The sequence below is a fragment of the Chryseotalea sp. genome (genome assembly GCF_057350905.1).
Genome location: NZ_JBMRCF010000008.1, coordinates 487,771 through 500,019 on the forward strand (window position 1 = coordinate 487,771; position 12,249 = coordinate 500,019).

9 protein-coding genes are annotated in these 12,249 nt (G+C 40.5%); 4 read left to right on the forward strand and 5 right to left on the reverse strand.

What is annotated here, in order from left to right:
* The first annotated feature begins 136 nt into the window (after nucleotides 1-136).
* Nucleotides 137-3,889: a PKD domain-containing protein gene (locus ACO1XM_RS10675; RefSeq protein WP_486228693.1), complete on the forward strand. Its 3,753-nt coding sequence runs from the start codon at nucleotides 137-139 to the stop codon at nucleotides 3,887-3,889.
* Between the two features lie 69 nt (nucleotides 3,890-3,958).
* Here ACO1XM_RS10675 and ACO1XM_RS10680 read toward each other — a convergent pair whose 3' ends face one another.
* Entirely contained in the window at nucleotides 3,959-4,216 is a 258-nt protein-coding gene (locus ACO1XM_RS10680) for a helix-turn-helix domain-containing protein (protein ID WP_486228695.1), read from the reverse strand.
* A gap of 68 nt (nucleotides 4,217-4,284) precedes the next feature.
* On the opposite strand from ACO1XM_RS10680, the gene ACO1XM_RS10685 reads away from it, so the two are divergent.
* The 3 genes from ACO1XM_RS10685 to ACO1XM_RS10695 all read left to right on the forward strand — a co-directional run bounded on the left by ACO1XM_RS10685 (nucleotide 4,285) and on the right by ACO1XM_RS10695 (nucleotide 7,174).
* Nucleotides 4,285-4,956 (forward strand): hypothetical protein, encoded by a 672-nt coding sequence (locus ACO1XM_RS10685; RefSeq protein WP_486228697.1) that lies wholly within the window; start codon nucleotides 4,285-4,287, stop codon nucleotides 4,954-4,956.
* 493 nt (nucleotides 4,957-5,449) lie between these two features.
* Nucleotides 5,450-6,199, forward strand: a complete 750-nt coding sequence (locus ACO1XM_RS10690; RefSeq protein WP_486228699.1) for a hypothetical protein — start codon at nucleotides 5,450-5,452, stop codon at nucleotides 6,197-6,199.
* A 3-nt stretch (nucleotides 6,200-6,202) separates the two neighbouring features.
* The gene (locus ACO1XM_RS10695; protein ID WP_486228701.1) at nucleotides 6,203-7,174 is read left to right on the forward strand and encodes a caspase family protein; all 972 of its coding nucleotides are present in this window, start codon (nucleotides 6,203-6,205) and stop codon (nucleotides 7,172-7,174) included.
* A gap of 129 nt (nucleotides 7,175-7,303) precedes the next feature.
* Here ACO1XM_RS10695 and ACO1XM_RS10700 read toward each other — a convergent pair whose 3' ends face one another.
* From ACO1XM_RS10700 to ACO1XM_RS10715, 4 genes are all read right to left on the reverse strand, one after another.
* A complete protein-coding gene (locus ACO1XM_RS10700) occupies nucleotides 7,304-9,142 on the reverse strand; it encodes a gamma-glutamyltransferase family protein (protein ID WP_486228703.1) in 1,839 nt (612 codons plus the stop codon).
* Between the two features lie 128 nt (nucleotides 9,143-9,270).
* Nucleotides 9,271-9,861: an LURP-one-related family protein gene (locus ACO1XM_RS10705; RefSeq protein ID WP_486228705.1), complete on the reverse strand. Its 591-nt coding sequence runs from the start codon at nucleotides 9,859-9,861 to the stop codon at nucleotides 9,271-9,273.
* Nucleotides 9,854-10,657, reverse strand: coding sequence for a zinc-dependent peptidase (locus tag ACO1XM_RS10710; protein WP_486228707.1), 804 nt, complete (start codon nucleotides 10,655-10,657; stop codon nucleotides 9,854-9,856). Before ACO1XM_RS10710 ends, ACO1XM_RS10705 begins: the two co-directional genes overlap by 8 nt.
* Nucleotides 10,658-10,662: 5 nt before the next feature.
* Nucleotides 10,663-12,204 (reverse strand): glycine--tRNA ligase, encoded by a 1,542-nt coding sequence (locus ACO1XM_RS10715; protein WP_486228709.1) that lies wholly within the window; start codon nucleotides 12,202-12,204, stop codon nucleotides 10,663-10,665.
* Nucleotides 12,205-12,249: the final 45 nt, after the last annotated feature.

Below are 12,249 nucleotides of genomic sequence, written 5' to 3' on the forward strand. Positions count from 1 at the left end.
TCCTACTTACTCCTAAACCTTACATCTAAACATTCATTCGCTCAATTTGTGTCTCTAAAAGGCCATCCTTTGTTCAACTATTTCGTAGTATCGTTATATTTAACCAATCCCAAGTATACTCTGTCATTAGTGCTTTATGGTTCGGCATTTACTCCCCTCGTTGTTGTTGCTCCTCTCTGCAACAGTAAGCTATTCACAAACTGTTGATTTCACTGCCAATGTCACTTCAGGATGTGCCCCGCTGACGGTGCAGTTTCAGGATGCAACTGTGGGCACTGCCTCCTCATGGCTGTGGGATCTTGGCAGAAATGACGGAAGCACCTCTACTTTACAAAATCCTTCTGCCATTTATACAGAGCCTGGTACTTATACGATTGTATTAACAGTAAACGGATCGGTTTCCAAAACCAAAACAGCTTTTATTCAAGTCTTTGAAAAACCAATAGTCGATTGGTCAACTCAGGTACAGGGTGTATGCTCGCCTGTATCCATTGCTTTCACAGATCAATCATCTCCCGTAAGTGGAACGCTTTCCGAATGGTTGTGGCTATTTGGTGATGGCGCCAGCAGCACGCAACAGTCGCCAGCACATACCTATGAAAATGCAGGTAACTACTCCGTTACACTCGCTGTTAAAAATTCGCATGGCTGCCAAACTACACGCATTAAAGAAAATTCAATAACTATACCTGGTGTTACAGCACATTTCAGTGCCGACAAGGAAATTGTGTGTATACTTCCTGCACAAATTTCGTTTACAAGCAATCCCAGTGGTGGCGCTAACCTGGAATACGCATGGAGCTTCGGTGATAATACTACAAGCACTGAAGCTAACCCTGTGCATACTTTTCAGCAAGCAGGTAACTTCGAAGTCACGCTGACAGTTCGAGATGCCAATCAATGCGCTGGTACTTTCAAAAAAATAATTAGAATCGCTAACGAGGGCGGTATTGACTTTACACCAAGTGCTATTCAGGCTTGTATTGGGAGTCCGATTTCCTTAACTGAAACAACACAAAAAAGTGTACTCTCACGGCAATGGAATTTTGGAAACAGTCAAGTCTCCTCCTCGGCTAATCCCATCATTACTTATACTTCTGCAGGAACGTACACAATAACACTCGAAGCATTACTACAGGGAAATACCTGCGCCTCCTTTGTAACAAAACAAATAGAAATTATTAATAATCCTCAGCCACTTTTCAGTCAGGTACAACAATGTGAGCGAAAGGTATTATTCACTCAAGCATCCCTACACACCACAAATGTTACCTGGGATTTTGGTGATGGTGGAAGCTCAATCGCGAGTGCACCCGAACATCAATATGCAGCAGCAGGAACCTACGAGGTTACGCTCACGGCTTTCAATGCCCTGAATTGCCCGATTCAACTCAAAAAAAATATTGTAGTGGCAGGAGATCCGGTAGCAGCTTTTTCCCCTTTCGAAAAACAAAATTGTCTCTTACCCAGTCTCTCGGGCTGCGCACCCTTTACGCTTCCACTAGAGAATAAGAGTGCCTCAGATTTACCCATACAAACCTTATGGACTTTTAGTGACAACACGCAGAGCACACAAACTGATGTAAGCAAAACCTTTAATTCCAAAGGTGTTTATGAAGTACTCTTGCGTGTAACTAATACCCTGGGCTGTACTGATACAACCAAGGCTAAAATTTACGTATCTGATGTAACACCCAGTGCGGAGTTTACAAGCGACAAGGTTTCTGTTTGTGTAGGTGAGGTGATTAAGTTTACTGACACATCGCAAAACGGTAACTTTTCTTGTTGGAATTTCGGAGACGGTGGCACCGGTTCAACAAAGGAAATTAATTACGCTTATGCTTTACCAGGTATCTATACTGTTACACTTACAGCTAAAAATGATGGATGCTCTTCTAATCGTGTAAAAACAAATCTGATTGAAGTACGAGATCCGGGAACAGATTTTATACTTGAGAAAAATTGTGCAGATCCCTACACCATTTCGTTGACTAATACTTCTACAAATTATAACTCAATTCAATGGGATTTAGGCGATGGTGCTGCATCGTCTGCTGAAAATTTATCGCACACATATCCTTTAGGTAGTTATACCATCAAACTCACTGCCTCCAACACTACCACAGGCTGTGCGATCAGCCGAGAAAAAAATATTACTATACAGGATGTAAAGGCTGATTTTGAAGTAAGCAACAGTAATGTATGTAAAGGGGAAACTTCAGAATTTATCGATAAAAGTAATTTTGCCGCCCAATGGTTTTGGAGTTTCAGCGATGGCTCTAGTTCGTCCCTTAGCAGTCCGATAAAACAATTCACGCAACCAGGGGTCTATAATGCTACTTTAACCGTAACAGATTCGGATGGTTGTATAGATGAAATTCAGAAAGCAGGCATTATACAAGTGATCGACATCAACGGAAATTTTTCACATACTGCTACCAGTACTTGTGATGAAATGACGGTAACCTTTACAGACTTATCCGTAGCCAGTCCGCCTATTACACAATGGAATTGGTTTTTTGGTGACGGGAAAACATCTACAGACCGCCATGCAATTAATACTTATAATCAATTAGGCACTTATTCAGTAACGCTTGAGTTAACCAACGCATTGGGTATGTGTTCTATCGTAAGAGAGCAAGCCATTGCATTTACTAATCCTGTTGCTGATTTTACTGCAGCAAAAAACCAGTTTTGTGCAGGTGAAGCAATTCTCTTAACAAATCAATCGCAAGGAGCCAGTCAGTTTTTATGGAATCTAGGCGATGGGAGAACTGTCACAGACTTTTTCCCAGTTGTTGAATACGATGTGGCCGGCTTCTATGATGTGTCGTTGACCGTAGAGGACAACTACGGTTGTGAGGTTACACTTATCAAACCTGATTTTATTGAAATAAAAAAACCTGTTGCTGCCTTTGAAGCTTTCCAAACCTCAGCTGAATGCCCACCGCTGATCGCTACTTTTTCAAACCGATCATCGGCAGATGTGGTGAGCTGGAACTGGAACTTTGGTGATGGGCAGCACTCTACTTTTGCTTCGCCCTTAAATACTTACAGGTTGCCGGGAACATTCGATGTTACCCTGCAGGTAACAGACAATGCAGGCTGTACAAGTTCGATTACACAAGAAAATATTGTGAGTGTTGGGGGTCCTTTCGGTGCAATACTATATCCTGTAAGTGCTTGTATTTTAGACACGCTTACCTTTACTGCAACAAGCACTAACGCTGTTACGCATCGTTGGGATTTTGCCGATGGCCGGGTGAAAGAGGGGACAACAACAGAAACTCACATTTATAATAACCCAGGAAATTATAAACCAGTGCTTCTCTTAATTGATAATAAAGGCTGTCAGGTTGCCATTGATACGGGGCCGCAAATTGTTGTTTATGATGTACCTCAAATTGATTTTACAACCAATCCGTCCTCGCCTTTTACCGGAGAATCTGTGTTACTTCTAGGAAACTATGAGCAACCTGCTGCATTAACATGGCATTGGCTCGAAAATGAAATCCTACAAGACACGGTGGAAACTATTTTTGAACAACCAGACGAGGTCTCAATTAAGTTATCTGCCATCGATGAACATGGATGTTACAATGAAGTCATTAAGTCATTGGTTATACAGCAGGCTCTGGATTTTCTTCCCAATGTATTTACACCAAATGAAGATGGTAAAAATGATGCTTTTAAAATACCTGCTGTAGAGGATGGTAGCTGGCGTATTCAGATTTATAACCGATGGGGAAATTTAGTCTATACCAATGATGAGTATAAAAATGATTGGACAGGCAGTAATGTTGCGTCAGGTGTTTATTTTTTCGAACTAAGCAATAATCTTCGTAAAGATTACATAGCCAAGGGCTATGTTCATGTTATCCATAAGTAATTCAAACTGAGATTACTGATGCACATGCAGTAGAGACAAGAAAAGTAAAACTCATTATATCAAATGATCTTACTTTGATTTATCAGTAGCTGTTTGCTTTCTATGCGCATTCTCCAACTCCTGTACCAGTGCAGAAGGTTTAATCGCAAGTACTTCTGCAATTTTAAAAATAGTTTCTATCGAAGGCATAGATAATGCCCTCTCCAATTTGGATATGTAAACGCGTTCCAGATCGCAATAATCTGCCAATGCCTGTTGACTAAGTCCACTCTTTATCCGCAGCTCTTTTAATATTTTCGCAAAGGCTGGTTTTAAATCTCTTTCCACCTTAAGCAAGCTATTTCGAAGACAATTGTTTGATTGAATACTATAGTGTTCAAATATTATATTTGATAATGATCACTGAAACATTGGGTCAAATCCCTAAAAAACTAGCTTCATTTTCGAATGAGGAGTTGTATTTTATTATTACTGATCTCCTGGGACTGAATAATCTTGAAAAAAAGTTAATTGTAGAGAGATCACTTTATATAAAAACAAGTTCAAATTTAGTTGGTGAGCAATTGACTTTTCTGTTAATCAATAAGTCTGGTGCAACATGTCATATTTCTATCGGAAAACTCGACTCTGTATTTACTAATATACACCTTCGTTCAATCTCTTTTACTGAAAGAGAAAACAGCAACGAGATTGATATCGCTACAATAAAAGTTTTATTGAGCGGATTGGTTGAACCCATGGTATATCACCCGACTTACCTTATAGATGGTTTGTTAAAAATTATCAGGCAACCAAATTTCAGAAACAGGGTTGAAAATACTTTGTTCAAACTAGATTTGTCTGAAAACCATTACTGCCATTATTTTGATTTAGGTGTAATCAATGAAGTAGATTATTCGGGGATGTATTATTGCATTGCAGAACCAGACAAGAAAGCTAAGGAACCATCAATCATCATTCATCACTATGATCTTGATGGAGTAGCAACGACACAACCAATATCTGTTCAGACATGGGCAAAGAAGAATCGTACAATTAAAGATGATGTGCTGAGCGTCTTCAAATAATTTCAAAGAAGGCTCACATGACCAGAAATTTAAATGATGACAAGTGAAGGTGCTGAGGAGTGCGTTACAATTTATCAGGCGTGGCTATTTAAATTTCTTTGCGCTGGCCTGTACCCGGAATGTCTGATTTTGCGGGCTCTTCTATCTTGTTTTTTATCAATTTTAACCCGCTTTTTCATGCTCAGTTTTTTCTTGCCCCCTTTACTTTTTCGATTGGACTCCAGTACTAGACGTTGTTCCGGAGTAAGGTGTGCAGACTGGCTTTTGGTTACCTTAGGCGGCCTTTGTGCATAAGCAGTCGAGGACAGTAGTAAAAAGAAACAAAGCGTATATAGTATTCGCATGATCAATTTTTTACAAAGGTATACTTTCGTAAAGCATTAAGCTTGGTTTAAACGACTGAAGTACTATTATCTCTTTAAAATTGCATTAAATTTGATATACGGTCGTCTAAGTATGCCGATCCGGAATAAGTCTCGAAAATAATCTGTTTATGAAACAACTTATCTGCCCCTTCTTATTGCTTCTCTCCTCCATTGGCTGGTGTCAATCGGTTAGCAACGTTATTGCACGTACTGAGGGCGAGCAAATTACCATTAGTTATGACCTGGCAGGCAATGCCGGAGAAAGTTATGAGGTAAAAATATCCTGCTCTAAAGATGGTGGGAAAACCTTTGCTGTTACCCCCAATAATGTTAATGGTGCTGTTAACAGGTGGGAAGCCCCAGGAACCAGTAAAGTGATTACCTGGGCAGCCAAAAAAGACCTGGGTGAATTTGAAGGCGATTTGCAATTCAAAGTCATTGCTACCGGCAAGGGTGGTGGTACAGCTCCTCCTCTTCGCAGCAGCAACACTGGCACAAGCAATAGTACAGCTGGATCTGCTACCGCGGAAACCGAACAACTTAGTTTTTCAGTAGTTAGCGTATACAATGTACCAGAAGGATTTAAAGTCGTATTCAGAATAAAGGCAAAATCTGATTTTGAAATCGGATTACTCAACACCTGTTCAGCTCAAGATCAAAATGGAAATTTATATACCATTACTGCCAGCGATATTGAAGGTATTGGCGTATTAAATAGTAAGACAAGAAAGTTTATTGCTAATGCTAGAAAAGATGGGGAGATGATCCTCAAGATATCTAAGATGAATACCGCAAGCCTTACTGGCAGGGTGCTCCAAAGCCTGACCGTTGATACCACACTGGGTACTATCCAACTCAATAATCTTCCTCGCTTTTAAGTCATGAAAAAGTTACTCCTACTTTTTAGCGTTGTTTGTCTTTTCTCAAACACTTGGGCGCAAAGTAATATTAGTAATACTGTCAGTGTACAGTATAAAATGAATGAAGGCATTTCTAATGTGCTTCATGTAAATTTAAAAGCAGGTGCCGCAATTGCGAAAACAAATGCTAGCCCTGCTAGCTCAGAAAGCCGCACTGTGGTTAAGCAAGAAACATCCAACGAAGAATCAAATCGTGTAAGCAAGGAAATTGGCAGTACTGCTTTTCCTAAATATTATGCGCTGATTATTGGCGTGTCTGAATATCAATTTTCTAACCAGAATTTAGTTGATTTAGATAAACCTGTTAAAGACGCTGAGGCACTCATGAAGACCTTGCGCAACTATCATTTTGAAGCAGAGCGTACTACATTCTTACGAAATCCTACACGCAGCGATATTATTGAAACACTGGAGGTACTCTCTGGAAAGATAAAGGAGAATGATAACCTGTTGATTTTTTATGCAGGACATGGTTTCTGGGATGAGAAATTACTGGTTGGTTATTGGCTGCCATCGGATGCAAGGTTTGATAAGAAATCTACCTGGCTTTCGAACAGTAACCTTAAAGATTATATAGCCGGTATAAAATCCAAGCATACCTTGCTAATTACTGATGCGTGTTTTGGTGGCAGTATTTTTAAGTCGCGTGAAGTAGCTGGCCTGTCTGATTATGGTGTGGCAAAAATATACAGGCTATCCAGTCGAAAAGCGATGACCAGCGGAAACCTGAAGACTGTTCCGGATCAAAGCAAGTTTTTCGAATACCTGAATAAGCGACTGATGGATAATGATACCAAATATTTATCCTCTCGTGAGTTGTTTAACAGTTTGTACAACGCTGTTATTAATAACACTAATACAGTTCCTCAATACGGTGTGATACAAGACACGGGTGATGAAGGTGGAGATTTTATTTTTATCCGAAAGGATTAAATCATTGCTTAAATAAAAGAAACATTATTAATGCTCCTTGTCCCCTTCAAGAGACAAGGAGCGGAAAATATCAATCTTAATACCAAGAAAGCTGAGTAGCTAGTGGCTAGAAGCTGGTAACTCAAAGATCTACCATCCTATACCATAGTCTTCCCCATGGTTACTCGAGCCACCCCAGAAACTGCCATGCAGCCAATCGAAAAAGATGGCGTTAATAGGTCCGGAGGTTCTGTCATCAAAGCGCATACGGTATCCCATTTTTTGTAACTCACTTCTTACATAAGGTGGTGTGCTGTCATGCAGAAGTATTGATCCAGGTTTTGGTTTGCGGTCTTCTGCGCCTAAGGATAAATACAGCTGATCAGTGTTGATGTTGGGTGCCTCACAGGCCTCCTGCACATTCATATCAAACTCCACTACATTCAAAAAGAACTGCAACAGGTTTTGATCCTGTGTATCTCCACCCTGTACACCAAAGGCTAAGAAAGGTTTTTCGTCCTTCATTGCCAACGTAGGCGTAAGTGTAACGCGAGGACGCTTACCGGGCTCCACCACATTGAAAGGATTTAATTTAGCATCCGTTACAAAACTTTGCATGCGCTGACTCATACCAATACCCGTTTTACCTGCAATGGTGGCGGGCAACCACCCACCGCTTGGTACCATCGATACTATCCAACCTTCCTTATCAGTTGCTTCAATGGATGTTGTGCCTAAAAATTGATTCTTCAACCATTCTTCATCCAACGGACTGAGTACCGGTTTTTCTACAGCCGCCTGATTCCATTGCTTTAAATAATCCTGATAAGGATTTATTTTTCCTTCGAAAGGATAAGGATCGCCAGGTGCTGCTTTGGCGTCATTACTCTCCAGATTAATTGTCTTCGCTCTTTCTTTTGCATATTCTTTCGACAACAAACCTTTAATAGGTTCTTCAGGTGATTTATAGGGATCACCATAATAGAAATCTCTGTCAGCAAAGGTCAGGTTCATGGTTTGATATAATGTATGAATGTACCGCGCAGAGTTGAAGCCCATTGCTTTAAGATCAAAATTTTCAAGAATGTTTAAGGACTGAAGTAACATAGGGCCTTGGGTCCATTGTGAAAGTTTGTACACTTCAATGCCTTTATAGTTTACGTGAAGTGGTTCTTCTTCTATTACCTTCCAGGATGCCAGGTCTTGTTCTGTAATTAAACCTCCCTGCTCTTTACTGCCGCGCACAAATTCTTTAGCGATGTCGCCTTTATAGAATCGATCGTATGCTGCATATATAGCTTCCTTTCTATTCTTACCTTTTTTCAAGGCTTGTTGTTCAGCATCTACTAATTTTTGCAGTGTTGCTAATAAATCACTTTGTCTGAAAATTTCTCCTGCTACCGGTGCCTCACGTTTCTCTCCGGTATGCGGCAGAAAAACTGCTTTTGAATAAGGCCATTCTTTGATGCGTACTTTATCACGCTCCATGGCATTAGCCGTTTGCGCTTCAATCGGATAACCATCTGCTAATTGCATGGCAGGTGTAAGCACTTCCTTTAAACTCATGGTGCCATATTCAGCCAGGATGTACATGAGTCCACCGGGGGTTCCTGGTGTAACAGCAGCCAGTGGTCCATATTGTGGAGGGTAATTCATACCCTTGTCTTTAAAAAATTCAGGGGTAGCTCCCGTAGGTGCAACACCCAATGCATTAATGCCGATTATCTTTTTTGTTTTAGGATTGTAAATAATCGCTTGCGTTTCTCCTCCCCAACTGAGTACATCCCACATGGTGCAAGTAGCTGCCAGCATGGCGCATGATGCATCAACGGCATTTCCTCCTTTTTGAAAAATCATAGCACCTGCAGTAGCTGCCAGTGGTTTACCGGTAATGGCCATCCAGTTCTTTCCATGCAAAACAGGCTTTTGGGTTTGTTGCCCTGTAGCAACAAAGCTTAACAGCATAAGAAGCAAAACGATCTTATTCATAAATATTGATTTAGTATAACGAATATAAAGCTTTCCTTAAGACTGTTACAGTGACTTACACGAGTGGTTAAAAAATAAAAAACCTCCGGTCAGGGAGGTCTTTTATTCTTAAATCAAAATTTATACTTCTACTCTTTCAACACCAAATCAATACACATTACTGCAGCCAAAATTAATTGACGTAGCGGATGATTTTCCGGCACTTCATGGCTGATCTGCAAAACATAGTTATCGGCAGAGGTAAAAAACTCTTTACCAAAGCCACTCCATTTCTTAGTCACCGTTGCAAATTCCTTACCATCGTTGCTTAAAAACTTAAAGTCCCAGCTCGTCCACTTGCCTTTTAACCAGCAGAGGGAACGCTCATTCGCATCCAATACTTCAAATTTGCCACCAATAGAGAAAAACTTTTGTTTAAATTTTCCAATCAGTTGGTTGTGCTCGTCCAGTACCTCTACCGTTGACACAAATAAAGCTACACCACGTTTCACCGTTAAAATACGCTGACCTGTTGGTGTGTTGATATCGATTTCAAAGGGTGTCATGCGCTTATAGTCTGTGAAGCGAAATAGTTTGGTAAAAAATCCCAAACGTTCCTCGCGCGCCTGCATTACTATCTGTTGTGTTTCCGGATCAAAGATGTCGAAACTGTTGGATGCCTTAAATACTTTTACATGCTCTTTAACAAAGAACACATTTTTGTTGAGTACACTATTCATGGTTTAGTAGTTTAATTGGATCTTGTTTTAACAGGGTTACCATTGTTTGATATAATTCAGGAAGATTGTTTCTGAAATCAAGGGGTCGTTCGAAGAAGTTTTCGACCGCTACCGAAAAAAATTCATGTTCATTGGTGCAGGCATAGGCTCTGAAGAATTGAAAACTTTTCACGGGATCGTTGCAGAGTTCATACGCACATTGATTAAAATGCTCAAGTGCCTCTTCATCTAAAAAGCCGAACTCTTCATTCCTGATCATGTTTTCTAAGCGCAGTGCATGTGCCATCTCATGCAAGCCAAGGTTAATGGCATTGTCTGGTGTAATAAAGCCATCTACAAAACTTCTCCACGACAATACAATAATACCAAAGGCCGGATTCACTTCACCTCTGTGATAGCGTTTGGTGATATTAGAATAGTAATCGTCCGGATAGATTAGTATTTTTTGAAAATGTAGAAAGTAAATGGAGGGTAAGCCAAACGTAAGCTGAACGGCTGTGGCAGCTATCGTTGCCTTCATTTCATCGGTTACTGCCGCGAAGTTTCGTGGAATAAATTTTTTGGACATCAAAAAGTGCATCATCCGCTGCTCAAACTCCCTTTTGTCTTTCTCAGAAAGTTTCTGGTAATAGCTAAAGTACTTGTTGAGTGTTTCAGTATATGAAGCGGGTACAGGCACTATTCTGCTACGCAATGCTGCAGTTTGAATCTCCACCTGGCCAAAACCTTCAGCCATCTTATTTCGGAAACTAAACACCAGTAGGATGATCGTTCCGAAAATGAAAATGGTCAGCATTCGGTTTAAATTTTTCTCAACAAGTTATTAATAGAGCAGGCATCCATGAGTTTGGTGCGCAAAACATCAACTGCAATGCGTTCTTGCTGCATAGTATCTCTGTCGCGAATGGTTACTGTATTGTCCTGTAAAGTTTGATGATCGATGGTAATGCAGTAAGGTGTACCGATAGCATCTTGTCTGCGGTAACGCTTACCAATGGCATCTTTCTCTTCATAGAAACAACGAAGATCGAACTTCAATTCATTCATAATCTCCATCGCTTTTTCAGGAAGACCATCTTTTTTAGTCAGTGGAAGAATAGCTACTTTATTAGGTGCCAAGGATGCCGGTATACGCAATACTACCCTGTCGCTGCCATCTTCCAGTTTTTCTTCCTGATAAGCGGAGGCAAGTACGGACAAAAACATGCGGTCTAAACCAACTGAAGTTTCTACCACATAAGGAATATAGTTCTGATTATCCTCTGTATCGAAGTATTGTAATTTTTTACCCGAAAACTTTTCGTGGCTCTTTAAATCAAAGTCTGTGCGCGAATGAATTCCTTCCAATTCTTTAAAGCCCATGGGGAAATTGAATTGTATATCGCAGGCTGCATTGGCATAATGAGCCAGGTTCAGGTGGTCGTGAAAGCGATAATTAGCATCGCCTAAACCAAGCGTTTTATGCCATTTCATTCTTTTCTCTTTCCAGTATTCGTACCATGTCATTTCCTCGCCTGGCTTTACAAAAAACTGCATCTCCATTTGCTCAAATTCGCGCATACGGAAAATGAACTGACGGGCTACAATCTCATTTCTGAAAGCTTTACCTATCTGCGCTATACCGAAAGGGATTTTCATCCTGCCGGTTTTCTGCACATTCAGGAAGTTGACAAATATACCTTGTGCAGTTTCTGGCCTTAAATAAATCTTATTAGCGTCTTCGGCTACTGAACCCATCTCAGTTGAGAACATCAGATTGAACTGACGAACCTCTGTCCAGTTACGTGTACCGGAAACCGGGCATGTAACTTCTAAGTCTTCAATAAGCTGTTTCATCGCCACCATGTCACCGTTGTTCATGGCAGTCTTCAGGCGCTCATTGGCCTCATCAATTTTCTTTTGGTATTCAACTACACGCGCATTGGTTGAGATAAACATAGCGCGATCAAAATTTTCAAAACGCTTGGCAGCTTTCTCAACTTCTTTTTCAATTTTATCCTGAAGTTTAGCAACGGCATCCTCCACCAGCACATCGGCACGGTAGCGCTTCTTGGAATCTTTATTATCAACCATCGGATCGTTAAAAGCATCTACGTGACCAGAGGCTTTCCAAATGGTGGGGTGCATAAAAATGGCTGAATCGATACCCACGATGTTATCGTGCAGAAGTGTCATAAATTTCCACCAGTATTCCTTGATGTTGTTCTTTAATTCGGCACCATTTTGTCCGTAATCGTAAACAGCGCTAAGGCCATCATAAATCTCACTGGAAGGAAAAATGAATCCATACTCTTTGGCATGGGATATAACATTCTTTAAAAGGTTGTCTTCTTGATTCGCCATAAGGCGCAAAGATAAATTTAACAATGAACAATTTTCAATTGTCAA

What these genes read in the sequence shown, in the direction of transcription:
- ACO1XM_RS10675 (WP_486228693.1), top strand. Translation starts at nt 137, where the DNA reads ATGGTTCGGCATTTACTCCCCTCGTTGTTGTTGCTCCTCTCTGCAACA.
- ACO1XM_RS10685 (WP_486228697.1), top strand. Translation starts at nt 4,285, where the DNA reads ATGATCACTGAAACATTGGGTCAAATCCCTAAAAAACTAGCTTCATTT.
- ACO1XM_RS10690 (WP_486228699.1), top strand. Translation starts at nt 5,450, where the DNA reads ATGAAACAACTTATCTGCCCCTTCTTATTGCTTCTCTCCTCCATTGGC.
- ACO1XM_RS10695 (WP_486228701.1), top strand. Translation starts at nt 6,203, where the DNA reads ATGAAAAAGTTACTCCTACTTTTTAGCGTTGTTTGTCTTTTCTCAAAC.
- ACO1XM_RS10700 (WP_486228703.1), bottom strand. Translation starts at nt 9,142, where the DNA reads ATGAATAAGATCGTTTTGCTTCTTATGCTGTTAAGCTTTGTTGCTACA.
- ACO1XM_RS10705 (WP_486228705.1), bottom strand. Translation starts at nt 9,861, where the DNA reads ATGAATAGTGTACTCAACAAAAATGTGTTCTTTGTTAAAGAGCATGTA.
- ACO1XM_RS10710 (WP_486228707.1), bottom strand. Translation starts at nt 10,657, where the DNA reads ATGCTGACCATTTTCATTTTCGGAACGATCATCCTACTGGTGTTTAGT.
- ACO1XM_RS10715 (WP_486228709.1), bottom strand. Translation starts at nt 12,204, where the DNA reads ATGGCGAATCAAGAAGACAACCTTTTAAAGAATGTTATATCCCATGCC.